Source organism: Serratia proteamaculans (genome assembly GCF_004684015.1).
GTDB classification, from domain to species: domain Bacteria; phylum Pseudomonadota; class Gammaproteobacteria; order Enterobacterales; family Enterobacteriaceae; genus Serratia; species Serratia proteamaculans_F.
Genome location: NZ_SRIA01000010.1, coordinates 39,871 through 65,746 on the forward strand (window position 1 = coordinate 39,871; position 25,876 = coordinate 65,746).

26 protein-coding genes are annotated in these 25,876 nt (G+C 54.6%); 10 read left to right on the plus strand and 16 right to left on the minus strand.

What is annotated here, in order from left to right; all coding sequences use genetic code 11:
* Nucleotides 1-151 precede the first annotated feature (151 nt).
* Nucleotides 152-1,972 carry a hypothetical protein gene (locus E5C26_RS06885; RefSeq protein WP_135315622.1) on the minus strand — a complete coding sequence of 607 codons (1,821 nt, stop codon included), beginning with the start codon at nt 1,970-1,972 and terminating at the stop codon, nt 152-154.
* 238 nt (nt 1,973-2,210) lie between these two features.
* Nucleotides 2,211-3,503, minus strand: coding sequence for a flippase (locus tag E5C26_RS06890; RefSeq protein WP_135315623.1), 1,293 nt, complete (start codon nt 3,501-3,503; stop codon nt 2,211-2,213).
* Nucleotides 3,504-3,657: 154 nt separating this feature from the next.
* Here E5C26_RS06890 and E5C26_RS06895 point away from each other — a divergent pair, with 154 nt between their 5' ends.
* Nucleotides 3,658-4,512, plus strand: a complete 855-nt coding sequence (locus E5C26_RS06895; RefSeq protein WP_135315624.1) for an ATP-grasp fold amidoligase family protein — start codon at nt 3,658-3,660, stop codon at nt 4,510-4,512.
* A gap of 12 nt (nt 4,513-4,524) precedes the next feature.
* Here E5C26_RS06895 and E5C26_RS06900 read toward each other — a convergent pair whose 3' ends face one another.
* Complete coding sequence (locus E5C26_RS06900) at nt 4,525-5,427, minus strand: LysR substrate-binding domain-containing protein (protein WP_135315625.1); 903 nt, start codon at nt 5,425-5,427, stop codon at nt 4,525-4,527.
* A 111-nt stretch (nt 5,428-5,538) separates the two neighbouring features.
* On the opposite strand from E5C26_RS06900, the gene E5C26_RS06905 reads away from it, so the two are divergent.
* Nucleotides 5,539-6,318, plus strand: a complete 780-nt coding sequence (locus E5C26_RS06905) for a HalD/BesD family halogenase (RefSeq protein WP_135315626.1) — start codon at nt 5,539-5,541, stop codon at nt 6,316-6,318.
* 38 nt (nt 6,319-6,356) lie between these two features.
* Here E5C26_RS06905 and ansP read toward each other — a convergent pair whose 3' ends face one another.
* Together ansP and E5C26_RS06915 are read right to left on the minus strand one after the other, a co-directional pair.
* Complete coding sequence (gene ansP, locus E5C26_RS06910) at nt 6,357-7,820, minus strand: L-asparagine permease (RefSeq protein ID WP_135315627.1); 1,464 nt, start codon at nt 7,818-7,820, stop codon at nt 6,357-6,359.
* Between the two features lie 493 nt (nt 7,821-8,313).
* Entirely contained in the window at nt 8,314-8,751 is a 438-nt protein-coding gene (locus E5C26_RS06915; RefSeq protein ID WP_135315628.1) for a PACE efflux transporter, read from the minus strand.
* Between the two features lie 126 nt (nt 8,752-8,877).
* Here E5C26_RS06915 and E5C26_RS06920 point away from each other — a divergent pair, with 126 nt between their 5' ends.
* Nucleotides 8,878-9,771, plus strand: coding sequence for a LysR family transcriptional regulator (locus E5C26_RS06920; protein ID WP_135315629.1), 894 nt, complete (start codon nt 8,878-8,880; stop codon nt 9,769-9,771).
* Between the two features lie 74 nt (nt 9,772-9,845).
* Nucleotides 9,846-10,472, plus strand: a complete 627-nt coding sequence (locus tag E5C26_RS06925) for a LysE family translocator (protein ID WP_135315630.1) — start codon at nt 9,846-9,848, stop codon at nt 10,470-10,472.
* Nucleotides 10,473-10,474: 2 nt separating this feature from the next.
* Here the strand turns inward: E5C26_RS06925 and E5C26_RS06930 are convergent, their stop codons facing one another.
* Complete coding sequence (locus E5C26_RS06930; protein ID WP_135315631.1) at nt 10,475-11,038, minus strand: DedA family protein; 564 nt, start codon at nt 11,036-11,038, stop codon at nt 10,475-10,477.
* Nucleotides 11,039-11,133: 95 nt separating this feature from the next.
* On the opposite strand from E5C26_RS06930, the gene E5C26_RS06935 reads away from it, so the two are divergent.
* The 4 genes from E5C26_RS06935 to E5C26_RS06950 all read left to right on the plus strand — a co-directional run bounded on the left by E5C26_RS06935 (nt 11,134) and on the right by E5C26_RS06950 (nt 14,901).
* Entirely contained in the window at nt 11,134-12,237 is a 1,104-nt protein-coding gene (locus tag E5C26_RS06935) for an adenosylhomocysteinase (RefSeq protein ID WP_135315632.1), read from the plus strand.
* 161 nt (nt 12,238-12,398) lie between these two features.
* Nucleotides 12,399-13,328 (plus strand): D-alanyl-D-alanine endopeptidase, encoded by a 930-nt coding sequence (gene pbpG, locus E5C26_RS06940; RefSeq protein ID WP_135315633.1) that lies wholly within the window; start codon nt 12,399-12,401, stop codon nt 13,326-13,328.
* Nucleotides 13,329-13,488: 160 nt separating this feature from the next.
* Nucleotides 13,489-13,902, plus strand: a complete 414-nt coding sequence (locus E5C26_RS06945; protein WP_135315634.1) for a VOC family protein — start codon at nt 13,489-13,491, stop codon at nt 13,900-13,902.
* 78 nt (nt 13,903-13,980) lie between these two features.
* The gene (locus E5C26_RS06950; protein WP_135315635.1) at nt 13,981-14,901 is read left to right on the plus strand and encodes a DUF808 domain-containing protein; all 921 of its coding nucleotides are present in this window, start codon (nt 13,981-13,983) and stop codon (nt 14,899-14,901) included.
* A 35-nt stretch (nt 14,902-14,936) separates the two neighbouring features.
* Here E5C26_RS06950 and E5C26_RS06955 read toward each other — a convergent pair whose 3' ends face one another.
* The 6 genes from E5C26_RS06955 to E5C26_RS06980 all read right to left on the minus strand — a co-directional run bounded on the left by E5C26_RS06955 (nt 14,937) and on the right by E5C26_RS06980 (nt 19,667).
* Nucleotides 14,937-15,479, minus strand: coding sequence for a GNAT family N-acetyltransferase (locus E5C26_RS06955; protein ID WP_135315636.1), 543 nt, complete (start codon nt 15,477-15,479; stop codon nt 14,937-14,939).
* A gap of 125 nt (nt 15,480-15,604) precedes the next feature.
* Nucleotides 15,605-16,633 (minus strand): MerR family transcriptional regulator, encoded by a 1,029-nt coding sequence (locus E5C26_RS06960; RefSeq protein WP_135315637.1) that lies wholly within the window; start codon nt 16,631-16,633, stop codon nt 15,605-15,607.
* Nucleotides 16,634-16,770: 137 nt separating this feature from the next.
* The gene (locus E5C26_RS06965) at nt 16,771-17,583 is read right to left on the minus strand and encodes a MetQ/NlpA family lipoprotein (RefSeq protein WP_135315638.1); all 813 of its coding nucleotides are present in this window, start codon (nt 17,581-17,583) and stop codon (nt 16,771-16,773) included.
* Between the two features lie 133 nt (nt 17,584-17,716).
* The gene (locus tag E5C26_RS06970) at nt 17,717-18,553 is read right to left on the minus strand and encodes a DUF1460 domain-containing protein (RefSeq protein ID WP_135315639.1); all 837 of its coding nucleotides are present in this window, start codon (nt 18,551-18,553) and stop codon (nt 17,717-17,719) included.
* A gap of 104 nt (nt 18,554-18,657) precedes the next feature.
* The gene (locus E5C26_RS06975) at nt 18,658-19,200 is read right to left on the minus strand and encodes a GNAT family N-acetyltransferase (protein WP_135315640.1); all 543 of its coding nucleotides are present in this window, start codon (nt 19,198-19,200) and stop codon (nt 18,658-18,660) included.
* Entirely contained in the window at nt 19,197-19,667 is a 471-nt protein-coding gene (locus E5C26_RS06980; RefSeq protein WP_135315641.1) for an acyltransferase, read from the minus strand. The genes E5C26_RS06975 and E5C26_RS06980 overlap by 4 nt, the downstream gene beginning before the upstream one ends.
* 205 nt (nt 19,668-19,872) lie before the next feature.
* Between E5C26_RS06980 and E5C26_RS06985 the strand changes: the two genes are divergently transcribed.
* Nucleotides 19,873-20,463: a Yip1 family protein gene (locus E5C26_RS06985; RefSeq protein WP_135315642.1), complete on the plus strand. Its 591-nt coding sequence runs from the start codon at nt 19,873-19,875 to the stop codon at nt 20,461-20,463.
* A gap of 53 nt (nt 20,464-20,516) precedes the next feature.
* Here the strand turns inward: E5C26_RS06985 and E5C26_RS06990 are convergent, their stop codons facing one another.
* From E5C26_RS06990 to E5C26_RS07005, 4 genes are all read right to left on the minus strand, one after another.
* Nucleotides 20,517-21,368 carry a DMT family transporter gene (locus E5C26_RS06990; protein WP_135315643.1) on the minus strand — a complete coding sequence of 284 codons (852 nt, stop codon included), beginning with the start codon at nt 21,366-21,368 and terminating at the stop codon, nt 20,517-20,519.
* Between the two features lie 357 nt (nt 21,369-21,725).
* Entirely contained in the window at nt 21,726-23,432 is a 1,707-nt protein-coding gene (gene dld, locus E5C26_RS06995) for a D-lactate dehydrogenase (RefSeq protein WP_135315644.1), read from the minus strand.
* Nucleotides 23,433-23,490: 58 nt separating this feature from the next.
* Nucleotides 23,491-24,285 (minus strand): type I methionyl aminopeptidase, encoded by a 795-nt coding sequence (gene map / locus E5C26_RS07000; protein ID WP_135315645.1) that lies wholly within the window; start codon nt 24,283-24,285, stop codon nt 23,491-23,493.
* Nucleotides 24,282-24,485 (minus strand): ParD-like family protein, encoded by a 204-nt coding sequence (locus tag E5C26_RS07005; RefSeq protein ID WP_006324220.1) that lies wholly within the window; start codon nt 24,483-24,485, stop codon nt 24,282-24,284. Before E5C26_RS07005 ends, map begins: the two co-directional genes overlap by 4 nt.
* 169 nt (nt 24,486-24,654) lie before the next feature.
* Between E5C26_RS07005 and ddlA the strand changes: the two genes are divergently transcribed.
* Nucleotides 24,655-25,758, plus strand: a complete 1,104-nt coding sequence (gene ddlA / locus E5C26_RS07010; RefSeq protein ID WP_135315646.1) for a D-alanine--D-alanine ligase — start codon at nt 24,655-24,657, stop codon at nt 25,756-25,758.
* Nucleotides 25,759-25,876 lie beyond the last annotated feature (118 nt).

Consider the following 25,876-nt stretch of genomic DNA (forward strand, 5'->3'; position numbering starts at 1 on the left):
ATAGGTCAAAGGATTCAGCGAGCGCAGGTGCATCTGCAATACTGCACCACGACGGAAGAAGTTATGAAGTAGTGTCATTCATATTTGGAGCCAATATGACTAGTTGCATGAAGGGATAAAGAGCCGCCTCGTTTGAGGCGGCTCTTGTCCGTTACCAGGCTTTACGCGGATTACGGGAAACAATATCGATTTTCTGGCACAGCAGTTTGGTGATATCTACCGAAGCCGGGCTGGTGGCGCTGCCGGCGAAGTTTTTCAGGATGATTAGGATACGGGCATAGTTGACATAACCCTCAGGCAGGGGCAAATACTCGGCAGAGTTCAGTGCAGTAATGCGATCCGAAGTCATTGTTGCCGAAGATGCTGGGGTTACCGTCCCGGTTCTGCCCCACTGACAGGTTTTCTCAAGCAGGATATTGACCCCGGCGCTGCCGTTAAGCTCATATTTCCCTTGGTAGGTACCAATGGTGACATCCAACGAGCTCAAACCTTTCAGGTTTTCCAGCGTGGTGCGCCACAAAACAAGATCATTTTTTTCAATTGGGAAATAAATCTCAATTTTCTTGTCCGCCGTTGCCGGTGTTTTAGTGGTTGCAGTGATGACGCCATTTTTCAGGGTAATCGCCAGGTCTGAGGTTTCTGTTTGTGAAATTCGATTACCGGTAGCTGCATAAACGTTGTTCAGCAATAGTGCGCTGTTTTCTTTCCAGGTAGGCTCTGGCAGATGATTAACACCATCACCGAGGTACAATTGACGCCACATATTAAGGTAGCCGGGCGCCCCGATTCGCTTCATTTCGATATGATTATTGGACCAGCCTTTCTTGATATCTGAGTTAATCAGATCGAAACCGTCAATGTAGCATTTGCCGCTAAGATCGCTGGACTTATCGAAATAGAAATACTCAACGTATTGATAGGGAACCGTACCATCTGGATCTGTCACATTGGTTTCCACGCTATGCCACTGGCTGTCTTTGATTTTTACCGTGCCGCCGTTGTTACTGGTAAATACCGGCCGGGAGTTACGGCGATGTTCATTACCCCACTCGAAGTGGCAGTTTTTAAAGTCTAGCGTGCCGGATTTAAGATCGAATAACCCGTAGTCAGTATTCGCTTGTTGATCGGCCACGTTGTTAAAGCCGCTGTAGTCAAATGAGCAATCACGGAACGCCAGCGAATGGACACCCTGATAAAAGTTGGTGCCATCGCCAAACAGGCATTTGTAAAACACAATTTTTTCACCAGCATTGGCGGTGCTGGCTGACCAGATTGGCCAAACGCAGCCACGTACCATAATGCTGTGCCAGCTTTGGATGTAGGCATTGTTGCCAAACATGATGCCTTTATACAGGTCGGTGAGCCAAACGTTTTGTACCAGCAATTGGCTGGTCGGCATGCCATGAATATTTGCAGCATCACTATAAACGCACAGACCTCGTAGGTTGGCTGTTGCATCCGCAGTACCGACAATGCGCAGGTTATAAATGGCCGGCGCTCCTGAGCTGTAAAGCACTCGCACGCATTCAATATCTGTTGCGCCGCGAAAATCCAGAATGGTGCCCTTAAAGTCGACGGAGTTTTTCCACAGTTTTAAATTGGCAGTGGTTTTACATTGGCGTACACCCCCGGGCCCAACCAGATTAATACCTGCGGGGGTAGTCGGAATGGCTGATTTCCACCATTCGTCATCTTTAACCTGTAAAAAGTTGCTGGCACGGTTAATGGTCAGCGAGTAGTCCTGTTCATCGCCAGCCTGAAACCACCAGTCAATGCTGTAATCCCCGTCATTGATAATACGTTTCCAACAACGATTCTGTGTGTCACGAATAATGGTGGCGCCATTATCCAGGCTGGTAGTGTCTGCACCGTCACGGAGGAATACGCCGTGGTGATGGCTATTTTCAATCATTACGGTTGATTCACTGCCGGTATATGCGCGCAGATTGGCATAGTCATTTAATGCGATCATAGGGTTATCCTCATATTTTCGGTTATGCAGGCTTTTGCAAAGTAATATTTGCAGTGGCACAGAGGTGTTTTGAAAATAAAAATATGCAGGCCGAAGGCGATTCGCTTTTAAAGCTTTCGGCCTGTGAGAGCAACTTAGCAGGAGAGAGAGGGCAGCTTAAGCACTGAGCGTTGTGCCCGCTGTCAGCGGGCGAACGGGAACCACAATTAACGTTCCTGTGGTTACGGGGCTTGATTATCTAACCACCCTGGGTTGTACGCCGGAGATAGGTCAAAGGGTTCAGCGAGCGCAGGTGCATCTGCAATACTGCGCCACGGCGGAAGAAGTAGTTGAGCAGGGTCAACGACAACAACTCGGTCAGCAGGGTGCTGTAGGCCGCGCCCATCATGCCGTATTGGCGGATCAGGCAGTAGGACAGCGGAATATTGATGATAAATACCAGAAACATCTTCTTCGACAAGAAGCCGTAGCCGGAGAAAATCACAATGTATTTGTAGGCCAGGGTACCCAGGGCGGAAAGCAGGGTGGCAACCGCCAACACCCCCATCGCCGGGTAAGCCGCCAAATACTGTTCGCCGTACAGCAGCACAATCACCGGTTTACCGAGCAAAAAGATGCCGGCGACGATAGCGGTGGCAATCGCCAGCACCAGCCCATTGAGTTTGGCGGTGGTGCGCATGGCATCATCGCGTTGATAAGCGAATATTTTGGCGAAAAATGAGGTGATCACCGCATCGGTGACAAACATCCAGGCGGTGGCCAGCGTAATGGCAACGGAGTAAATGCCCAGCGCTTCGGCGGAGACGAACCACATCAGGAACAACTGCGCCAGCCGGGTGTAGATGGCGATGGAGACATTGGAAACCGCCAGGGGCAGGCCGCTGGCGAGCAGATAGCGCACGTATTTGCGGCGAACGCGACCTGGTGCGACAAAGCGCGGATGACGGCGGTGATAGATATGGTGGCGGATCAGATAGGGGATCAAATAAACCATCACGATTGGGATCGCCAGGTAATACAGATGCAGATCAAAATAAACGATCAGATAACGCACCAGCAGCGCACTGCCCAGCCCGCTGACGTTGGCCAGCGTATTGAAGCGCGACTCCAGCCGGGCATCATGATAGATGGTGAAGACGTCTCTGAGTGAGAAGAAGCTGGCGACAAAGGTGGCGGCGCAAAAATAGAAGGTAATGAAATCCTCACGTAGCCCGGTGTAAATCAATATTGCCGCCGAGAACAACACAAAGCAGCCCTGACGCAGCCGGTTGGTGGAAAACATCAATGCCGTTCCCGAGGCCGGGTTGCGGCTGATCCGCTTGAACAGCACGGTATCGGAGCCCAGCAGCGCCAGCGTTTGAGTAATGGCGAAAATCGCGGTGGCAAAGGTGATTTTGCCAAAGCTTTCCGGGCCGATATATCTCGCCATATAAGCGGTAATAAAAATAACGCCAAGGATAGACACCATTTTTTCGGATATCATCCAAAACGCATTTCTCACGATATTGATATCTATGAATTTTAATTTCACTGGTACTTTCCCTGTCGCATCTTATAATAGGAATCATCCGATTATTTCCCTGCCATCTGTAAGGAATGACTTACAAGGTTTTATAATTAAGATGCCATAACCGGAATGTCAGCAGCATTTATCCTTATGCTAGATTCATGGAAGAAAGAGAAGAATGAGAAAACTCGCAAAACGACTCTATCGGGCCGCGCCCGATTTTATCTATTATCAAGTCAGCCACTATCTTGCCCATGGTACCTGGATTAACTTCAAACACCCGAAGACATTTTCAGAGAAAATCTATCGAAGAATGCGCTATCCGCACGGCGATTTCAGTAGGTTAGCCGATAAGGTGGCGGTCAGAGACTATATTTCACAGCGGGTATCGGAAAAGTACCTAACCCCCATCATTATGATTCGCGATAATTTTACCGAAAAAGATTATCTTTCATTACCTCAATCGTTTGTTATCAAAACTAATAATGCCTCGCAGCAGGTAAAGATAGTCAAAGATAAAAGCGAAGTGACTTTCCCCGAAATTGCGAAAATTCTCAATGAATGGTCTGAAATAACCTATTGGAAAAGATTTCGTGAGAAACACTATGCCAATATTCCGCAGCAGATCCTTGTTGAGGAATTGTTGGATATAGAAACAGCAGGTGAATTGATTGACTACAAGGTGCATGTTTTTAACGGTGAACACGCTTATTTATTCGTAGAGCTGTTGCGTGGCGGGCCTGAGCCGACTTCACTGGAGTTTTTGGACGAGCATGCGCATCACTGTTTCTTTACCCAGGCGGATATCCCGCAGATTAATACGCTGAATGAAAAACCGGCGTTCTGGGATGAAATGATCCGGGTGGCGAAAGCCGTTGCGGCAGATTTGGACTATTGCCGTGTCGATTTTTATCTCACCCGCGAGCAAATCTACATTGGTGAACTGACGCTGACCCCCGGTGCCGGCAACGAGGTTTACCTGCCGCGTGCGACCAACCTGTTGCTGGGCGAGATGATGTCCCAAACCGGCTAATGACAGCAGTGGCTAGCGAGCGGTAACTACCGGCGCGATGCTCTGTAGCCACGTCAAAAACTCGGCCGCTTTGGGTTTGTCCAGCGTACGTTGCGGATAAACCAGGTAGTAGGGTTTGCTGAGCGGCAGTGCCGGTTCTGCCAGCGGCACCAGCGTCTCCTTGGCCAGTTCGCGCTGGATCAGCTGCTGCTGGCCGAGCAAAATGCCGTGGCCCTCAACCGCGGCATCAATCGCCAGTGAGGTCAGGTTATAGGTCAGGCCCCGCCGTTGTGGCGGGGGTAGCCCGGCGGCGCTGAACCAGTCATGCCAGCCCGGCAGGAACTGACTTTCCTTGCCCCAATCGACATGGATCAGCGGCTGCTGGGTCCAGTCGCCGCTGGCCTGTAATTGCGGGCTGCAAACCGGCTGCACGCAGTCCTGAAACAGCTGCACTTTTTCCAACAGCGGGTAGTCCTGATCGCCAAAACACAGGGCAAAGTCCGCCGCTGAACCGGCGAAATCGACTTCGGCATGGGTGGCGTGCAGGCGGATATCTACCTGTGGATGCCGGGCCAGCCAATCGCCGATCGCCGGGTTCAGCCATTTGGATGCCAGTGCCGGCAAGGCGAATACCGTCAGCGTTTCCTTGCCCCGTTGGCGATCAACATGCTGTTGCGCCACGCGCAGCGTTTCGAAGGCCTGTTGCACGTAGGCCAGGTAGTCCGCTCCCTGTTCGGTCAGCGTCACGCCGCTCTTGGCGCGGATAAACAGCACAATACCCAGTTGCTGTTCCAACTGGCGGATCTGTTGGCTGACGGCGGCGGCGGTCAATGCCAACTGGTCTGCCGCTTTGGCCAGGCTGCCGGTGCGGGCGGCGGTTTCAAACGCCAAAATGGCGTTCAGTTTGGGCAGGCGAGGACGGGACGTTTGGCTCATGGCGGCTATCGCTAAGAATTGGTTAGCTCATCCATAACGTATTTTTGTTATTACGGCAATCCGGCTTTCGCTACAGTGGGTTATCCGGCCGCTATGCCCAAGGAGCCTCTGATGCAGCCACTCGCTCATATCGTTGATTTATCCGCTAACCCAATCGGTGACTCTGCCTTTCAGGCTCAATGCAAAGCTACGCTGGCGGCGGCGGGGGCGCTGGTGTTGCCGGGCTTTCTCACGGCGGCGGCATTGGCGACTATCCGTCTGGAAGGAGCGGAGCACAGCCATGCGGCGTTTTATGCCGCCAGCAAGCATAACGTCTACCTCAGGCCGCAGGATGAAACGCTGCCGGCCGATCATGCACGCAACCGGCTGGTGGTCTCGTCCAAGGGCTGCATTACCGATGAGGAGATCCCACAGCAATCACCGCTGCGCGCACTGTATGACGCGCAACCGTTCCGCGATTTTCTCTGTGCGGTGCTGGAAGAACAGTGTCTGTATCCCTACGCCGATCGTCTGTCTTCGATCAACCTGCACTATGCCCATCGCGGGCAGGAGCTGGGTTGGCATTTTGACAACTCGTCGTTCGCCATCACGCTGTTAATCCAGAAACCGCAGGCCGGTGGTCGCTTTGAATATGTGGAAAATCTGCGCGACGCCGACCGCGGCGAGATGAATTACGCCGGGGTTTCCCAGGTGCTGGACGGTGAACGCGCCGTTAAGCCGCTGGCAATGGAAGAAGGGGATTTGGTGCTGTTCCGTGGTCGCAACGCCATGCACAGGGTCACGCCGACCGAAGGTGACATCACCCGCATGCTGGTGGTGCTGGCTTATAACGCACAGCCGGATATCGCGCTGTCGGAAAGCGCCAGAATGACCTTTTACGGCCGGGTATAGGGGAGTAAAACTGCCCCGGTTGGGGCAGTTTTAAAAACTTAGTGATGGGCTTCTTCGTGTGCCTGCTGTTCCAGTTTCACTTCCTGCGCGCGTTTGCGCAGGCCGAACCAACCCAGCACCAGCAGCACGACCAGCACCGGAATGGTTGCGATGGTCCAGGTGCCGTTCGGGTAGTCAAACGCCATCATGACCACTACCGCCAGCAGGAACGCCAACGTCAGCCAGGAGGTGACCGGTGCGCCAGGCATCTTGAAGGTTACCGGCTTGGCACGGCCTTCACGCACCGCCTTACGCAGACGCATCTGGCAGACGATGATAAAGGCCCATGAGCTGATAATACCCAGCGAAGCGATGTTCAACACGATCTCAAACACCTGTGAAGGCACCAGATAGTTCAATACCACCCCGAGCACGTAGATACCGCAAGTCACCAGGATCCCGGCGTAAGGCACCTGCTGGCTGCTCATTTTGGCCATAAATTTCGGCGCCGAGCCGCCCATCGACAGCGAACGCAAAATACGGCCGGTGGAGTACAGGCCCGAGTTCAGGCTGGAGAGCGCGGCGGTCAGCACCACGATGTTCATGATGGTGCCGATATAGGGCACGCCCAGCTTGCTGAAGAAGGTGACAAACGGGCTTTGGCCCGCCTGGTAGGCGTTCCACGGCAGCAGCAGCACCAGCAGCACCACCGAGCCAACGTAGAACAGGCCGATACGCCAGATAACGCTGTTGATAGCCTTCGGCAGCATTTTGGCCGGATCCTTGCACTCGCCGGCGGCGGTGCCGATCAGCTCTATCCCGGCGAAGGCGAAGATCACCCCTTGTACCAACACCAATGCAGGCAGCAGGCCATGCGGGAACATGCCGCCGTTTTCGGTAATCAGGTGCAGACCGGTGGTATTGCCCGCCACCGGGGTGCCGGTGCCGAGAAACACCACGCCGACCACCAGGAACAGCGCGATGGCGACCACTTTGATCAACGCGAACCAGAATTCCATTTCGGCGAACCACTTCACGCCGATCATGTTCATGGTGGCGACCACCCCGAGGGCGCAGAGGGCAAACAGCCACTGCGGCACATCGGCAAAGGTACCCCAGTAGTGCATATACAGCGCTACTGCCGTGATGTCGACGATGCCGGTCATCGCCCAGTTGAGGAAATACATCCAGCCGGCGACGTAAGAGGCTTTTTCACCGAGAAACTCGCGGGCGTAAGAAACAAAGCTGCCGCTGGTAGGACGGTGTAAAACCAGTTCGCCCAATGCCCGCAGGATGAAGAAAGAGAAGATACCGCAAACCAGATACACCAATGCCAGTGCCGGCCCGGCCAGTTCCAGCCGGCCGCCGGTGCCGAGGAACAGCCCGGTACCGATTGAACCGCCGATGGCGATCATTTGAATCTGCCGGTTGCCCATGCTTTTGTGATAACCGGATTCGTGAGAGTCTAACCAACGTCTTCTGGCTGCATGTTGCTCATGCGCCGATTTTTTTTGTGATTGCATCGTTCGTCCTGTTTTACCCGTCTGTAAAATTATCCTGCCCCAGTTTCGGAGCAAACGATTGCTATTGCCAACCGTGATGAGAATGAGGTCATGGCATCATTCTGTTGTTTATACCCGTCGTGTTTCGATCTTCAGCTATGAAATGCATTGCGTATATTATATGAACAACCGCAGCTAAATAACGGCGAAGCATGCTACCTTTTCTCTGTAAATGTGGCAAAAAATCCTGCGTATAAATCGTGAGCAATTGTGTTTGTTTTTTGTTCTATATACAAAAGAATATATTATTCAATAAGATGGTTGATTTTATCAAGACGGAAATAACGAGGAATAAAAAGTGATTAAAATCACAGAATAATAATTACCGCGCAAACTACAGGGGATTTTGCTTATTTATTCGCGATGAGAAAAAAGGGAGATAATACACCTCACTTCGCCTGCGGTGATATTGTCGCGCAGGCGAAGAACATCAATGGGGAGGATTGACTGTTTTTCAGGCAGACTCGCCGGCCGGCAGGGCAGAACTTGGCAGGCCGAATAGCTTGTCGAACGCCCAGTTAAACACAAAGGTGTAGCACGGGATAATGACGATCAGCGCCATATCCAGCAGCAGCGCCTGCCACAGCGTAATGCCCATCCACCAGGCGATCAGCGGAATTAGATACACCACCAGTGTTAATTGGAAGCCCACGGCATGGATAATGCGACGCTTAAGGGTACGGCCCCGCGTTGCCTGGCGGCTTTCCCACAGTTCAAACAGTGAGTTATAGATGAAGTTCCAACTGACTGCGATGGTGGTGATGATCACTGCCAGCGGCCCGGTACTGCTGGGGGCGGTGCCGGAAAGCAATGCCAGCCCGAGTGCGGAGATCGCCATGCCGATAATTTCATAGGCGGTGACATACACCAGTTTGCGTTTAACGCCTTGCATTACTCATCTCCTGACTATTTTTTGGCTTTGCGGTCGGATGACCTTTTGCCGTCTGACGAGTAAGATAACGTCAATCATACTGATAGAAAAAGTCAGGAGCTGTCAGTTTAACTGACAGGTAAGTCAATGAACTTTTCAAGCGATAACATTGAGCTGTTTCTGGCGGTACTGGATCGTGGTTCGTTTTCCGCTGCTGCCCGCTCGCTGCGGCGTGTCCCTTCAGCGGTCAGTATGGGGATCGCCAACATGGAGGCGGAACTGGGGTTTCAGCTGTTTGATCGTTCGCACCGCGAACCGCTGCCGACCCCCATGGCCTTGGCGCTGGCCCCGCATGCACGGCTGATAGCCGGCCAGCTTAAACAGCTGCAGAACCACGCTATCGAATTATCTCAGGGGCTGGAGAGCACCTTGTCGGTGGGTGTCGCCTCGGATATCAACAGCAGTGGTTTGCTGGTGGCGGTTAAAACGCTGGCGGAACGTTACCCGTTGCTGAACATCGAAGTGCTAACCGCTCCGCAGGACGATGTGGTGCATATGCTGCATCAGGGCAGGATTGGCGTTGCTCTGGCGTTCGGCGGGCTCAATATCAACAGCCAGGAACAGTTCCACTTCGTCGGCGCGGAATCACTGGTGGCTACGCTCTCACCTTCGCATCCGGCGCTGAACGGAGCGACAGACGAGCTGTTCCTCGAAGATCTGGTTAACGTACGGCAGATTATGGTGGCCAGTCGCGATTTACCTATTACCGATTTGCGGCCGCAGGTGGCGGAATCCTACTGGCGTACCGACAGCCTGCCGATGGCGCTGAGCATGGTGGAGGCCGGTTTGGGCTGGGGCAATTTCCCGCTGTCGTTGACCGCCCCCTTGTTGGCACAACAACGGCTGGTTCGGCTGAAATTCAAAAATACCAAAAACGAACTGCGCCTGCCGATGCACCTGATCTGGCTGAAAAACCGTCCGCTGGATAAGGCCGCGCGTGAGCTGGTGGCCCTGATGCGGGATACGCCACTAACGGAATAATCCCCGCTATTGCATTGCTTTTATTTTCTTCGCTGAGCTACTTTGAGTGATGGGATCTCTATGGGGCAGCTAGCATGTTGAGCGAGACGGCATTATCGGTACTGAGCATTAGCGGGGCGATTACGCTGGGGGCGATGAGCCCAGGGCAAAGCTTTATTCTGGTGGCACGTACTGCAGTGGCCTCTTCGCGTCGCGACGGTATGGCGGTGGCGCTGGGAATGGGCGTCGGCTGCTTTATCTTTGCGCTAATCGCCCTGTTGGGGCTGCAATCTTTGTTGCTGGCACTGCCGTGGCTCTACACCACGTTAAAAGTGTTGGGGGGTGCTTATCTTGTCTATCTGGCCTGCAAAATGCTGCGCGGGGCCACTCAGCCGCTGAATGTGGAAGCGGTGGGCGAACAGCATCTGGGGTTCCACAAAGCCTTTACTACCGGCCTGCTGACTCAGTTGGGCAACCCCAATACCGCCATCGTGTTCGGCAGTGTGTTTGCCGCGTTGCTCAGTCATAAAATTTCGCCGGTGATGTACCTTGTGTTACCGCTAATCGCGTTGACCATCGATGTGTTGTGGTACGCCTTCGTGGCCTTTGTGCTCTCGTCACCGCGCCCACGCCGCACCTATCTGCGGTTTAAAGCCTGGTTTGATCGGCTGGGCGGCGGAGTGCTGGCGTTGCTTGGTCTGAAACTGATGCTCAACCGATAACATTAGTCGGCGTGGCGGCGACGCCACCAAAATCTCAGCAACAAGATGGCGGCGATCACCAGCGCGCAGAACAGCACGCTGGTCAGCCGTTTGTCGAAGCCCGAGATAAACCGGGCAATCGCTTCACCGCCGAAGTAACCCAACAACACAAAGATTGTCGCCCACAGGATAGCGCCCAGAATATTCAACGGGACAAAACGCGACGGCGGCAGCTTGCTGGCACCGATTAACACCGGGCCAATAATGCGAAAGCCATACATAAATCGCACGCCAATCACAAACAGCATCGGGTGGCGGGCAATCAGTTTTCTGGCGCGATCAATGCGCTTTTCCTGGCTCTTCATGCGTGAAATCACCTGTCCGCCGAAGCGACGGCCGAGGAAATACAGGATCTGATCCCCTAGCGTGCCGCCCAATGCCACCACGGCCATCACCCAGGGCAGATGCAGTAACCCTTGATGCGCCGCAATACCGCCCAGCAGCGTGATGGTTTCACCTTCGGCCAGGCAACCGATAAACAGCGCCCAGTAGCCGTAATCCGTAATGTAGTGTGCCAAATCCGCCATGCTGCTCCCTTTATGTCTTTAATACATAAGGGTCAGTATACTCTCTGTCAGTCAGCCGCGCCCTGTCGGCGCGACGCACAGTAGAGGAGCAACAGATGTATCAGGATTTTGAGAGCGAACTGAACTGGGCGATGCGCCATATGCCACGCACCCGGGCGGCGGTAGCGGCGTTGCCGGATTTGAGCGGCGTGCGGCTGGCGTGCAATATGCATCTGGACCTGAAAATGGCACCGTTGGTGGCGGGCTTGCTGGACAAGGGCGCGGCGATTTACTTGACCACCTGTAACCCGACCACGGTACAGGATGATGTGGTGGCCTGGCTGGAGCGCCATGGTGCCGAGGCTTATGCCTGGCGTGATATGAGCGAAGCCGAATGGTCGGCATCTTTTGATCGTGCTTTGGCCTGGGCGCCGACTCATCTGTGTGAAATGGGGGCGGATTTGACCACCCGTCTGCACCAGTCAAATGCCGGCCCGCAGATTATCGCCGGGCTGGAAGCCACCGGTTCCGGCATCAGCCGGTTGAATGGCATGGCCCCGCGCTATCCGATCTTCAACTGGGATGACCTGCCGGTCAAAGAAGGGCTGCATAACCGCCATATGGTCGGCCTGACCGCCTGGCATACCTTCTTCCAGACCACCCATTTGACGCTGCATGAAAAATGCGTGCTGGTGATCGGTTATGGCCTGGTGGGACAAGGCGTTGCGGCGGCGGCAAAAGCCTACGGTGGGCAGGTGATCGTGGCGGAAATCGATCCGGCGCGGGCGCTACAGGCACGCTATGACGGCTGGGCGGTGGTTGAACTGGCCAGTGCGGTGAGCCAGGCCGATGTGATTGCCACCGCTACCGGGGCGAAAAACGTGCTGTCGGCGCCACATCTGCAGCAGGCGAAGGACGGGGTATTCATTCTCAATGTGGGTCATGTGACGGCAGAAATTGACGTCGGCTTCCTGCAAAACCTGCCGCACAGCGAGCCTATGCCGTTTGTAAACGCCTACCAACTGGAAGAAAAAACGCTGTATTTATTGGCCAACGGCTCGATGTTCAACCTGACGGCGGGCTACGGCGACAGCCTGAATGCCTTTGATGTGACGCTGGCGGTGATGGCGGCGGGCATTGGTCATATTGTCGGTGAAGGGGCTCGTCAGCAACCCGGTTTATATCTGTTGCCGCAGTCGGCCTGGCAGCCGGCGCTGTAACTTTTTTCTCGCGAGCGCTGATCCCAGAGCGCTCGCGGTTTGCGCAATTTTCTGTTCGACAGAATTTGTCACAAATCGGCTCGCATAATCCCAGTGCCAACTTCAGATCCCTCACATATAATTCGGCCAAATAAGACCTTCATCTTCTTCGTTACAGAGTAATGCATGTGAAAATACGTGTTTTGGTACTAACCCTGCTCGCTTTGCAGGCAGGAGCAGGCATCGCGCCGCGCGCGCTGGCCAGCGAAAATAACGCGGTCACCCGTGCCGCCGAGCCTGAACTGGCTTCCGGCAGTGCCATGGTGGTGGATATGCAGACCCACAAGGTAATGTATGCGCGTAACCCGGATGAAGTGGTACCTATCGCTTCGATCACCAAGCTGATGACGGCGATGGTTACGCTGGACGCCCATTTGCCGATGGATGAAATGTTGTCGGTGGATATTCATCAGACGCCGGAGATGAAAGGGGTCTACTCGCGCGTTCGTCTGAACAGTGAAATCAGCCGTAAAGATATGCTGTTATTGGCACTGATGTCGTCGGAGAACCGTGCGGCCGCCAGTCTGGCGCATCATTATCCGGGCGGTTACGGTGCCTTTATCAAAGCGATGAATGCCAAAGCCAAATCGCTGGGGATGACCAACACGCGTTACGTGGAGCCGACCGGGCTGTCGATTCATAACGTTTCGACCGCGCGCGACCTGACCAAGCTGTTGATTGCCACCAAGCAATACCCGCTGATTGGCCAGCTTAGTACCACCACCGAACGCATGGCGACGTTCAAGGATCCGAATTACACACTGCCGTTCCGCAACACCAACCATCTGGTCTACAACCAGAAATGGAATATCCAGTTGACCAAGACCGGTTTCACCAACGAAGCGGGGCACTGCCTGGCGATGCGTACCATGATCGGTAGCCGCTCGGTGTCGCTGGTGGTGCTGGATGCCTTTGGCAAGTATACCCACTTTGCCGACGCCAACCGCCTGCGCACCTGGATCGAAACCGGTAAGGTGACGCCGATCCCGGCGGCGGCCCGTGACTACCGTCGTCAGAAAGATGCCCGTTTGGCGAAGAACGAAACCGAATAATCTGTTCCGCGGCCTGCGGAGTTTTTCTGCAGGCCGTTTCCCCTCCTGATGTAGCCTTATCCTTGCCGTCAGCAACATCTCCCATTACCTTGGGTAGAGTCGCGGTGCCAATCCATCCGCTATCATTAATGAATACTCATCGTCGTGAGGACAGTATCCCATGAGCAAGGTTTCCACTTTTGTCATGTTTCAGGGTAATGCCCATGCCCAACAGGCTATTGATCTTTATAGTGAGTTGTTTGCCGGTTTCAAGGTTCAGCAGGTGCAACATTATGATGACAGCAATGATGGGCCGCTGCGTATCAGGCAGGCATTCATCGACTTTGAACGGCAGAGACTGATATTCACCGATAGCCCTATCAGCCATGATTTCAGCTTCACCCCGGCAATATCTCTGTTTATTAATCTGCCTAATGAAGCCGAACTTGAGCGGGTTTTCACCCGTCTGGCAGAAGGCGGCAAGGTGCTGATGCCGATTGATGACTATGGTTTCAGCGCGCGCTTCGGCTGGTTAAACGACCGCTTCGGTTTGTCCTGGCAACTGAATGTTCCGGCGGGGGACGTGGCGGGATAACTTTCGAACCTGACCTATTCAAAATCAATAGCACTATGCTAAACAGCTAAGAGTTAAATTTAAAAAGGATGAACCGCTTTGGCCGGAAGTAGCTTACTGACGTTAATCGATGATATTGCCTCACTGCTGGACGATGTCTCGCTGATGACCAAAATGGCGGCGAAAAAAACCGCCGGGGTATTGGGGGACGATCTGGCGCTCAATGCGCAACAGGTTTCCGGAGTTAAGGCCGATCGCGAGCTGCCGGTGGTGTGGAGCGTGGCTAAAGGGTCGTTTATCAACAAGGCGATCCTGGTGCCGCTGGCGTTACTGATCAGCGCATTCGCCCCCTGGGCAATTACGCCGTTGTTGATGGTGGGCGGTGCCTACCTGTGCTACGAAGGGTTTGAGAAAGTATTTCACAGCCTGACCCACAGCAAACAAGCGGGTGAAGAGAAGAAAGAGGCGCTGGATGCCAACGAAGATGTGGCGGCCTACGAACAACGTAAAGTGAAAGGAGCAATACGGACTGACTTTGTGCTGTCCGCCGAGATTATTGCCATTACGCTGGGCACCGTAGCGGGAGCCACCTTCAGCCAGCAGGTGATTGTGCTGTGTGGTATCGCTATTGTGATGACTGCGGGGGTTTACGGCATCGTGGCCGGCATCGTCAAACTCGACGATCTGGGGCTGTATCTGAGCCGCAAAAGCAGTGCCTTGGTCCGTTCTATCGGTAACGGAATTGTCAGTGCTGCACCTTACCTGATGAAGACTCTGTCGGTGGTCGGCACCATCGCCATGTTTATGGTCGGTGGCGGCATCCTGACCCATGGCCTGCCACCGATACATCATCTGTTTGAGGACTGGGCGTCCTATGCCACTGTTGTGCCGACCTTCGGCCAGATCTTGCAGGGGGTTATTCCTGCTTTGCTCAACGTGGTGTTTGGCCTGATTGCCGGCGGCGTGGTGCTGTTGGTGGTTTCTGCTCTCGGTGCCATTCGTGGCCGTTTAAAAGCCTGATGATATTGCCGGGTGCATTTGCCGCACCCGGTTTATCACTGCTGCGGCAAATTATCGCTACCTTCCCCCAGCATGCGTTGCATGATGTGAGTATCGCGCCACTCACCCAATTTAAAACCCACCGCCTTTAGCGTGCCTACGCTGCTAAACCCCAGTTTCTGATGCAGGGCCAGCGAGCCATGATTCTCTTTGGCATTGCCAACGGTAGCCAACATCTGGCGCCAGGGACCCAGTTCGCAGCGGGCGATCAATTCGGCCAACAACAGCTTGCCAATGCCCTGGCCTTGCTGGCCATCGGCAATATAGACCGACTCCTCTACGGTAAATCGGTAGGCCGGGCGCGGCCGATAGGGGGTGGCGTAACAATATCCCACCACCTGGCCCGCCCGTTTGGCCACCAGCCAGGGCAGCCCAACCTCCTGCACCTTACCCAGCCGCTGCTGCATTTCCTCCAGCGTCGGCGGCGTTTCTTCAAAGGATGCGGCACCGTATAACACGTGATGGGCGTAAATCTGTTGCACGGCCGCCATGTCATCTGGCGTGGCATCGACGAGCATCAGCGGGGCAGAATGGAGCATGATGGTTTCTGTTTACCTTAAAAATCAGAAGATAAGCGCATTATGCGCCGCCTTCATCAACAAGGTAAATTGGGCTTTCTTATGCCGGATATAAGAAAAACCTATGGTCTTGCCATGACGGTTTATCATGCGCCGCGCATTAACTGCGCCACCGACTGCTGCAAATAACGCAGCAACGCCGGGGTCAGCCAGGTGCCCTCGGTCAGTGTGGGTTCCTGTTCCATCGCTCGGCGAATTTTCATCTGGGTAGCCGGGTTGGTACCTGCATAGGACTGGAACAATTCAAGCCATTGGGCTGCCAGGCATTTAGCCTGGTCAGATTCCGCTGGAACCCCGTCATTGAGCGCCTGATGGAACTTGGCGATCAGCCCCGGCCATTCCTGCATGCGGATAAAATAGTGCTGACGCACATAGGCATACTCTTCCTCTGACAGGTATTTTTGGTAGATAGACAGCTTGGTTTCGGCAAATGCCCGGGTCACGTAGTCGGTCATCGCCGGGGTGATGCCGGTTTGTTCGCGCATAGAGGGCTCGTCGGCATGCATGGTGTTAAGCCGGGTAAGAAACGCCGGGTTACCTGCGGTATCGCGTTCCAGCATCTGCATCCAACGCCGGGCCAGAGTCTGCGCCTGTAGCGTTTGTGGTGCCACACCGCTGTCGATCAACTGGCGTATGCCGCTGACCAGTTCGCCCCATTCCTGATTGCGCATGGGATCAGCCTGATAGAAAGGCAGTTGCGCCAGTTCGTCTGCAGTAAAATATTTATCGTACATGGTCATTAACTCCAACGTAGTCAGCCAGTCGTTCAGTTCAGGTTCGTCCCCGGCGGTGAGTTGTGCATGCATCTGTTGCAGACGATCGCGCAGTGCGGCGGTCTGGGCCAGTTGCTGCTCCAGCATGGCTATTTGCCGCTCAATTACCGTCGTTAGCGTCATCCCCGAACGTGCCAGAATTGCCCCGACTTCCGCCAGTGGGATCCCCATTCGGCGCAGCGCCTGAATATGGTGCAAGCGGCTAAGGTCAGCCCGGTTATATAAGCGATACCCGGCGTCGGAACGCGCAGAAGCAACCAGCAAACCAATGCTGTCGTAGTAATGCAGCGTCCTGACGGTGATGCCGGAACGGCGGGCCAGTTCGCCAACTTTCAATAGCATGTGGTGTGCTCCTCCCTTGTGCGTGCAGGGATGCTAAAGCCTGACGTGACGTGAGGGTCAATAGGGGAAATGAGGATATTTTCGAGGGAAGTTACGGGCTCCATTAATGGAACCCGCAATTGAAATTAATGGATTGATTACCAGGCTTTTACCGCACCGCCGTTGAAGATTTTCTCGGCGGCTTTGGCCACTTCATCCGACTCGTAGGCCTTGATGAAGTTCTGCACGTTCGGTGCATCCTTGTTGTCTTCACGCGCCACGATGATGTTGGTGTACGGCGAATTCTTGTCTTCGATAAAGATGCCGTCTTTGGTTGGCGTCAGACCGGTCTGGTTGATGTAGGTGGTGCTGATGACGGCCACAGTGACTTTTGGGTCATCCAGCACCTGCGGCAGTTGCGCGCCCTCCAGCTCCATAATCTTGTAGTTATGTGGGTTGGCGCTGATATCCAGTGAGGTTGGCAGCAAGCCTTTGCCCGGTTTGAGCGTAATCAGACCGCTTTTCTCCAGCAGCAGCAGTGCGCGGCCAAGGTTGGTGGGATCCAACGGGATGGCAATCACCGCACCGTCCTGCAGTTCTTTCAGCGATTTGATTTTTTTCGAATAGCCGGCCATCGGGAACACGAAGGTATTTCCCACTGCCACCAGCTTGTAGCCGTGATCTTTATTCTGCTGTTCGAGGAACGGCCGGTGCTGGAAGACGTTAGCATCCAGCTCGCCTTTATCGGTAGCGTCGTTGGGCAGCAGCGAACCGCTGAAACCGACCAGTTCTACCTCCAGACCGTACTTCTCTTTAGCCACCTGTTTGGCGACCTCCGCCACATCCTGTTCTGCGCCATTGATGACCCCGACCTTGATATGATTCTGATCGGCTTTTTGGTCGCAGCCTTGCAGCGCCAGTACGGCGGCGAAGGCCGCCAGCAGTGGGGTAAAACGCCAGTTTTTGGTCATCGACTTCTCCCTGAAAAAAACAATGAAATCAGTTGGTTTTGTGCTGTTAGCTAAGCCCGAACCCGCAGAGAAGTCAAACGCTTGCTCAGCACAAACGCGTATAGCTAATAACAGGAAGTTTTATTGCGCGCCCTTATTTGGCGCGAAATACCACGATGCCCGGCGTGGCCAGTACGTAATCCATAAAGGGCGAGTCCACCACCTGCATATTTTCTTTGCGTGAAGAGGCGTTACGCAGCACCGGGCCGTTTTCGGTCATGATATAGATGCCGGTATGGGTGACGTCCAGCCCGGCCAAATGGGTGTAAATGCCGATGTAATCGCCGGTGTGCAACTGGGCCAGCACCTTGTCGTCAATAAAATCGCTGGGCAGGTAGGTGATGCTGCGCTGAACGTTTTTCAGCCCCGGCAGATAGCTGCTGCCGTCTGATTTTTCATTCAGGTTTTTCACCAGCGTTACCGTATGCGGGCTGAGTGTGGCGGTGATATCCGTGACGTTGGTTTGGGCCTGGTGTGACCAATCGCTGAAGAAATGCTTGCGTTGCAGGAAGCTGATTTCGCCGCTGGCATAGCGGATGTGGGTCAGCCGCTGGACAAAATCTGTCTGGCTGCTCGCCTGGCGCAGGGCATCGACGTAATCGATATAGGTAAAACAGTCCAAACCACGGAAGTCGATCACCCGTTTTTCCGGCGTATCCTGCGAGCCAATCAGCATGTTGGCCACGTAAGGCGTTCCGAGGAAGGGCCGGGACAGCAAATCGATCATGTAGCCGCTGTCCTGCTGCTGCTCTGCGGGTGTGGCGGCGCGCAGGGCGAGAAGCTGATTGAGTTTGTTTAACGTCTGGTTATCCATGCTGGCCTTGAGATCTGCGGATGGGGTAGTAATGGGTTCAGGCGTTTGCCCAACGGGAATTTTATCTGCACAGCCGCTGAGCGCAATAGCCAATATCAATGAAACAACCTTGTACATTTTCCCCTCCGATGGTTTTGGCTCGTGATGGTGAAAATGATAACAGCTCTCACTATCGTCTGGAGGGGCAATGCTTAAACATAGCCTCAACGTTCGGTTAACACTTAATAACCGATTTCACTGTTAAACGGCAGGTACCAGAACAGGGCGATTTCGTGATCGGCGATATCCGGTTGAGCGCGATACAGCAGATGGTCGATGCCGCCGAGGATAAAACCAAAGCGCTGATAACAGCGGCAGGCGGGCAGGTTGGTGTTTTGCGTTTCCAACATCAGCCCGGCGGTTTCGTGGCGCTGCGCCCAGTGCCGGGCGGTTTCCAGCAATGCGCTGGCGACACCCAGGCGGCGCACGTGGGCGCTGACCACGATTTCTTCAATCAGCGCATAGCCGTTCCAGTTATTGCTCAGCGTGATATGGCCGACCGGCTCGCCGCGATGACGGGCCAGAAAGGTGTCGCTTTCATCGTTGACGAACGGGGCCAACGGGTAGTTTTTGCGAAAGGGAGTTACCGGCAGCAACGGCCAGTTGTCGATCGGCGCATCAAAAATCGGCTGGGCGTAGTGGGTGATGTGAAAGCTAAAGTCGCAACCGGTCAGGTAGCCGTCGGGTAAACGGCTGACCGGGGCAATTTGGATAGCCTGGCTCATGGGGCAAGCTCCCTCAGCAAACGCGCCGGGTTACCGGCATAGATCCCCTTACGGGTGATATTTTTGGTGACTACCGAACCGGCACCGATTACCGCGCCGCTGCAGATGTCCACCGCCAGCACCGTGGCACCGGAGCCGATGGAAACACCATCACCAATTTGCGTGCGGCCCCAGCTCGTTGCATCGGCATTGGGCGCACCATCTTTAAACAGATCGTTGGCGAAGGTGACGTTGTGGCCGATAAAGCAGTCTGCGCCAATGGTGACATATTCACAGATAAAGCTGTGCGACTGAATTTTACTGCGGGCGCCAATGCTGACGTTTTTTTGAATTTCGACAAAGGGCCCGACGAACACCCCATCGCCGAGTCGACAGCCATACAGATTACAGGGCTGAACGACGGTAACATTTTGACCGGCGTCGACATCGACAATACCGGCCTGAAGAACACGAATGGCGGATGACATGACATTCCTCACGGCAGTGACGCAGGAGGGAATTATAAAACAAACCGTCGGCACGTCTGTGCTTTCCGAACGTTTTTTCAGCAAAAGACTATAATCAGTACAGGGGAGAGAGCCCCGTGGCCGCAAATCCTCTTACGGTCAGTTATCCGTCAGAGGGGTAAATTCGTTCGCCGAGCGCGACCTACGGCGATGGAGGAGGTGTCTCATGGTTAGTCATGTTTGGGGACTGCTGGCGCATCCAAGCACCGAGTTCGAACACATCAAAAGCGAGAACGAAAGCGTCTCGCACCTTTACACTCACCATGTACTGCTGCTGGCGTTGATCCCGGTTATTTGCGCCTTTATCGGTACCACCCAACTGGGTTGGCTCTCAGGCGAAGGGCATGCTATCCGGCTCGATATGTTCACCGCATCCTATACCGCAGTCGCGTTTTACCTGCTGATGCTGGCGGGCGTGGCCATCATGGGGAAAGTCATTCACTGGATGGCGCGGCGTTACGAAGTGCGTCCGAGCCTGCACCGCTGCATGGTGTTTGCCGGCTATGTCGCGACCCCGATGTTCCTCAGCGGCATTGTGGCGCTGTATCCGGTGGTGTGGCTGTGTCTGTTTGTCGGTGTGATTGGTCTGTGTTATTCGGGTTATCTGCTGAATCTGGGCATACCGCACTTCCTGAGTATCGACAGTAAAGAAGGATTTATCTTCTCCAGCTCTACCTTTGCCATCGGCATCTTGTTGCTTGAGTTGCTGCTGGGGGTAACGGTACTGCTGTGGGGGTATGGTTCCTGGTTATTCTAACTCTGTTTTGATATCGCCCCTCACGCCGCTCCGGCGTGGGGGGCTTTTGCTATTCAGGGCTGACGAAATACCAGCATCACACCAAGTAAAATGGCTGCCATGCCCAGCATGCTGATGGCCGCCAGCGCATGGCCGAGCAGCAGGTAATCCAGCAGCGCGGTCACCGCCGGGATCAGGTAGAACAGGCTGGTGACCTGTACCAGATTGCCGTGTTGAATTAGCCGGTACAGCAAAAAGGTCGCCAACACCGAAATCACTACCGCCATCCACAGCAGCGGCACGATAAATGCCAGCCCCCAATCGACCTGCAGTGGCTCAAACGGCAACACCAGCGTACACATTAGCAGCCCGACCGCGTACTGCAACGGCAATACGGCCAGCGGCGGTTGGGTCAGGCCTTTTTGCAGCAGCGTACCGGCGGTCATGCAGCCCAGCGCGACAAAGGCGCACAGCATGCCGACCAGCGAAAAGTGGGCAATCATCAGGCTTTGATAGACCACCAATGTCAGCCCGGCCATCGCCAGCAGCAGCCCAAGGCCGCGCAGCCCGGAACAGCGACGTTCGGTAATAAACTGGGTGAGTATCGGTTGAACGCCAAGCAACGTCGCCAATACGCCGGGCGTAATGCCTTGTTCCAGCGCCAGCAGATAACATATCTGATAACTGCCGATCATCAGCAGCCCGATCAGCGCGACACGACGGCGGGTACCGGGGGCGGGCAAGTATTGCCGTTGCCACAGGCCGATCGCCAATAGCAGTGCCAGCGCGATAGCGCAGCGGAAGAATAAAAAGGCAAAGGCGGAGGCATGCTCCAGGCCCCAGCGAGAGAAAATAGCGCCGCTGCTCCAGAGCAGGACGAATAGCGTGGCCAGGCCGGTAGTGGCCCATTGAGAAATAAATCGCATTTGGTTTTCACCTGTCGTGAAAATAACAAGCTCCAGCACGCGCGACGGACTACGTCCGAACGCACATCAAATAACGCTGGAGGTGATAAGTCGGTTTGGCTTAACGCACAACCACAGAGCGTGGCGGGTAAGCCGCTACCGCAGAGACGACAGAGAAAACAGCGGGTGGGGCAGAGGATGCGCACAGCAGAACGATGACCGCAATGGGAGTGTTCGCAGGATCTTTGATGTGCGCAAACTGAGTCATGGGTATTCCTGAACGCAGGGAGTGATTAAATTTTCAAAGATAGTGAAATTTTGTGGGCTGCGCAACATAAAATTAACAAGTCTCCCGGCCCAAGCCGGGAGACCCCCCTCTTATCGGTTAGGGGCGGCCCAGTTTTTCCGCTTACTGGTTTTACCCAGGCCTGGGTTAAAGCTGTTGGTCGGATCAGAGGCGCGGTAAAACGCCTGTAGATCGGGCTTGGCCGGGTAGAGGTGGCCGACGTTATGCTCTGCCGGATACTCCGCGCCGCGCTGGTCGAGGATCGCCAGCATTTTCTCTTTCAATGCGTGGCTGTCGACGCCTTTTTTCACCACATAATCCTGGTGGAATACGTGGCACATAAAATGGCCGTAATACAGTTTGTGCACCAGTTGGCTGTCGATTTCCGGCGGCAGGGTTTCGAACCAGTCGGTGTCGTTACGGCGCAAGGCGATATCCAGCGCCAGAATATCCTCTACCTTGTCGGCATGCACCGCATGGTAACGCACGGCGGCACCGGCGGCGGCAAAGCGATGCAGGAAGGCTTTCTTGCCCTCGTCCGGGGTACAGACGAAGAATTCGCCGTCGGCCTGGGCAAAGTAGGTGTTCAGGTACTGCTGCGCTTCTTCAACGCCCGGACCGGCCATTTTTAACAGCAGGTGATGTTCAAAACGTTCGCGGTAATCTTTCATGCGCTTCGGCAGATGGCTGGGGGCCAGGTGGCTCAGGCCTTGCATCAGCCGGTCGGTCAGGTTGTGTGGCAATAGCGGTAGCTTGTTGAGGCTGGCATCCATACGGCCTTTCAGGGTGAAGAAGCTGGGCATCTGGTCGGTGCCGAGCTTGTCGATCATCATAAAGGTGTCTTTGCCGTACACTTCGGCAATATCAAAAATATCCCGATGCATGTACTCGCCGGCCACCGGCAGGTTGTCGAACTGGCTCAGCATGTGGCGGCGCAGTTCGGTCAACACGGCAGTGCTGTTGGTGCCGATATAAAACACCTGCTCCTTGCCTTCTTTCTCGAAGGTGTCCAGCCGCACGGCAAACACCGCCAGCTTACCGGCGCAGCCGGAAGCCTCAAACAGGCGGCGCTTGTCGGCATTAAACCGCGAGGGCGTATCGGCATCGACGTCGCGTACCCGGCTGGCGTATTCGTTGTCGGAAGCGCGCAGTTCGCCGTGCTCGACATCCTCCGGGCGATAGTCACCTTTCTCCAACCGAGTGAGGATCTCCTCCGGCGTATCGCCAAGCTTAATCCCCAAATGATTCACCAACCGCAGCTGACCGTCTTCACCCAACTGGGCGTACAGCGCCATCTCGGTGTAGGCCGGGCCGCGCTTGACCAGCGAGCCGCCGGAGTTATTGCACACACCACCGATCACCGACGCGCCGATGCAGGAAGAACCGATCACCGAATGTGGCTCGCGGCCATAAGGTTTGAGCAATTTTTCCAACTGATTAAGGGTACTGCCGGGGAAACCGACCACCTGTTTGCCGTTATCGAGCACCTGCACGTGATTGAGCCGCAGGGTGCTGATAATGACGACATCGCGGTCATAGTCATTGCCGCTGGGGGTCGAACCTTCGGTCAGGCCGGTGTTGGCTGCCTGCATGATGACAATTTTGTCGGCAGCGACGCAGGCCTCCAGCAGTTGCCAGAGCTGCAACAGGCTGGTCGGGAACACCACCGCCAGTGCCTGGCCAACGCCGGAGCGAAAGCCTTTGCGGTAGCGTTCGGTGCTGCGTTCGCCGGTCAGCAACTGCGGGCCACCGACGATGTTTTTAAGCTGATTGAGAAATGCCTGGTTGGACTGCGTCATGCCGATCTCCCTTCGAATAAATTAACTTACTAACTTATTGGGTTACTAGCCTGGTGACTTAATAGCGTTCTGCAAAGCCGGCCTGGCGCTCTTCGTCCCGCAGCGTCAGGATCTCCACGCCGTCGGCGGTGACTGCCACGGTGTGTTCCCATTGTGCCGACAGCTTTTTGTCGCGGGTCACCACCGTCCAACCGTCTTTCTTCTGTTTAATCCGGTGGTCGCCCTGGTTAATCATGGGCTCGATGGTAAATACCATGCCTTCCTGCAAGACCATACCGGTGCCCGGTTGGCCAAAGTGCAGCACCGCCGGCTCTTCGTGCATATCCCGGCCGATACCGTGACCGCAGTACTCACGCACAATACTGTAGCCAGCCTGTTCGGCGTGTTGCTGAATAGCGTGGCCGATATCACCCAGCGTCGCTCCCGGTTTTACTGCCCGGATGCCTTGCCACAATGATTCATACACGTTGTTCACCAGTCGTTTGGCTACCGGCGTGGTCTGGCCGATGCAGTACATCTTGCTGGAGTCGGCGATATAGCCGTCGTTTTCCAGCGTAATGTCGACGTTAACAATCATGCCGGAACGCAAGATTTTGCTGACCGACGGAATGCCGTGACAGATCACATCATCAATTGAGGTATTAAGCACATAAGGGAAATCGTACTGCCCTTTGCTGGCCGGGCGCGATTTCAGCTCATTGACAATAAAGGCCTCGGCGCGGTCGTTGATCTCCATAGTGGAAATACCTTCGACAATCACCTCATCGAGCATAGCAAACACCTGCGCCAGCAGGGCGCCAGAGTGGCGCATTTTGGCAATCTGTTCCGGTGTTTTGATCACAATCTCTTTCACCCGACAATCTCCTTTAACGTCAGCGCGTTATCTTTCATCATTTTTTTTACCAGTTGGGGATAGGTCAGTTCCGGATGGAACTCCGCCAACATGCCAATCTTGATCCAGTACTCCGCCTGCGCGTTGATCGACCGCGTCATCGTCAAACTGGCGAGGCGCAGATCGTCATGCAGCGCGTCAGAAATTTTCACAATGCCCATAGGCTGCTCCATAAGCGGTTTATATACGAAGTGTATATGGTTTGGGTGTTGCGAATTGTGCTTTCTGTGGCATGGGAAGATTCTGGATCACAATGATTGTCGCCGCCCGGCAATGCGTTTATTGTGATAAACGACTTTTTTGCACTGATTTTTCAGAAGGATTTAAGGCGTGAGCAAATTACGTGTTGGGGTGATCTTTGGCGGTAAATCGGCGGAGCATGAAGTTTCGCTGCAGTCGGCAAAAAACATTGTGGATGCAATCGACAAAGAGAAGTTTGACGTCACGTTGCTGGGGATCGACAAGCAGGGGCAATGGCACATCAACGATGCGTCCAATTACCTGCTGAATGCGGAAAACCCGGCGCTGATCGCGCTGAACCGCTCAAATAAAAATGTGGCGCTGATCCCCGGCCAGGAGAAACAGCAACTGATCGAATCAGGCAACGCTGGTGCGCTGGGTCAGCTCGATGTCGTGTTCCCGATCGTACACGGCACCTTGGGCGAGGACGGTTCGCTGCAGGGGTTGCTGCGAATGGCTAATCTGCCGTTCGTTGGTGCCGGCGTGCTGGGGTCGGCGGTCAGCATGGATAAAGACGTGACCAAACGCCTATTGCGTGACGCCGGGCTGGCGGTCGCGCCCTTTGTGACGCTGACCCGCAGCAACCGCGCCAAATTCAGTTTTGAGCAGCTCAGCGAACGTTTGGGGCTGCCGCTGTTTGTTAAACCGGCTAACCAGGGCTCTTCGGTCGGCGTCAGCAAGGTACAGGATCGCGCTGGTTTTGAGGCTGCGGTGGCGCTGGCGTTCAGCTTCGATCATAAGGTGCTGGTGGAGTCGGCGATTGTCGGCCGTGAAATAGAGTGCGCGGTATTGGGCAACGACGAACCCCAGGCCAGCCTGTGTGGCGAAATCGTGCTGAGCGACGCCTTCTATTCTTACGACACCAAATACATCAATGAGCAGGGTGCTCAGGTGATAGTGCCGGCGGCGATTGAGCCGGAGGTGAGCGATAAAATCCGCGACGTGGCGCTAAAAGCCTTTCGGGCGCTGGAGTGTTTCGGACTGGCGCGCGTCGATGTTTTCCTGACGCCGGATAACAACGTGGTGATCAACGAAATCAACACGCTGCCAGGCTTCACCAATATCAGCATGTACCCCAAACTCTGGGCCGCCAGCGGCGTCAGCTACAGCCAATTGATCACTCGCCTGATTGAGCTGGCGCTGGAACGCCATCAGCAGGATCGCGCGCTGAACAGTTCGGTGTTTGATCGGTAAGTGGGCATAAAAAAAGAACCAGGTTGGTGGCCTGGTTCTTCTATTTTCGGCTCTGAAAGAGAGCAGTACTGCATGTATTTGTCATCCGCCTTTCAGTGCACCCGGTGTTTTGTTTGAT

Bases quoted from the DNA above. Each gene is read 5' to 3' on its own strand.
- E5C26_RS06990 (WP_135315643.1), bottom strand. From the start codon at position 21,368: ATGCGATTTATTTCTCAATGGGCCACTACCGGCCTGGCCACGCTATTC.
- E5C26_RS06960 (WP_135315637.1), bottom strand. From the start codon at position 16,633: ATGCTATTGAAAGTTGGCGAACTGGCCCGCCGTTCCGGCATCACCGTC.
- E5C26_RS06965 (WP_135315638.1), bottom strand. From the start codon at position 17,583: ATGACCAAAAACTGGCGTTTTACCCCACTGCTGGCGGCCTTCGCCGCC.
- E5C26_RS06925 (WP_135315630.1), top strand. From the start codon at position 9,846: ATGTTGAGCGAGACGGCATTATCGGTACTGAGCATTAGCGGGGCGATT.
- ansP (WP_135315627.1), bottom strand. From the start codon at position 7,820: ATGCAATCACAAAAAAAATCGGCGCATGAGCAACATGCAGCCAGAAGA.
- E5C26_RS06905 (WP_135315626.1), top strand. From the start codon at position 5,539: ATGCAGCCACTCGCTCATATCGTTGATTTATCCGCTAACCCAATCGGT.
- E5C26_RS06900 (WP_135315625.1), bottom strand. From the start codon at position 5,427: ATGAGCCAAACGTCCCGTCCTCGCCTGCCCAAACTGAACGCCATTTTG.
- E5C26_RS06955 (WP_135315636.1), bottom strand. From the start codon at position 15,479: ATGCTCCATTCTGCCCCGCTGATGCTCGTCGATGCCACGCCAGATGAC.
- E5C26_RS06885 (WP_135315622.1), bottom strand. From the start codon at position 1,972: ATGATCGCATTAAATGACTATGCCAATCTGCGCGCATATACCGGCAGT.
- E5C26_RS06915 (WP_135315628.1), bottom strand. From the start codon at position 8,751: ATGCAAGGCGTTAAACGCAAACTGGTGTATGTCACCGCCTATGAAATT.
- E5C26_RS06930 (WP_135315631.1), bottom strand. From the start codon at position 11,038: ATGGCGGATTTGGCACACTACATTACGGATTACGGCTACTGGGCGCTG.
- E5C26_RS06980 (WP_135315641.1), bottom strand. From the start codon at position 19,667: ATGTCATCCGCCATTCGTGTTCTTCAGGCCGGTATTGTCGATGTCGAC.
- E5C26_RS06895 (WP_135315624.1), top strand. From the start codon at position 3,658: ATGAGAAAACTCGCAAAACGACTCTATCGGGCCGCGCCCGATTTTATC.
- E5C26_RS06975 (WP_135315640.1), bottom strand. From the start codon at position 19,200: ATGAGCCAGGCTATCCAAATTGCCCCGGTCAGCCGTTTACCCGACGGC.
- E5C26_RS06985 (WP_135315642.1), top strand. From the start codon at position 19,873: ATGGTTAGTCATGTTTGGGGACTGCTGGCGCATCCAAGCACCGAGTTC.
- E5C26_RS06920 (WP_135315629.1), top strand. From the start codon at position 8,878: ATGAACTTTTCAAGCGATAACATTGAGCTGTTTCTGGCGGTACTGGAT.
- E5C26_RS06970 (WP_135315639.1), bottom strand. From the start codon at position 18,553: ATGTACAAGGTTGTTTCATTGATATTGGCTATTGCGCTCAGCGGCTGT.
- pbpG (WP_135315633.1), top strand. From the start codon at position 12,399: ATGCATGTGAAAATACGTGTTTTGGTACTAACCCTGCTCGCTTTGCAG.
- dld (WP_135315644.1), bottom strand. From the start codon at position 23,432: ATGACGCAGTCCAACCAGGCATTTCTCAATCAGCTTAAAAACATCGTC.
- E5C26_RS06945 (WP_135315634.1), top strand. From the start codon at position 13,489: ATGAGCAAGGTTTCCACTTTTGTCATGTTTCAGGGTAATGCCCATGCC.
- E5C26_RS06935 (WP_135315632.1), top strand. From the start codon at position 11,134: ATGTATCAGGATTTTGAGAGCGAACTGAACTGGGCGATGCGCCATATG.
- E5C26_RS07005 (WP_006324220.1), bottom strand. From the start codon at position 24,485: ATGGGCATTGTGAAAATTTCTGACGCGCTGCATGACGATCTGCGCCTC.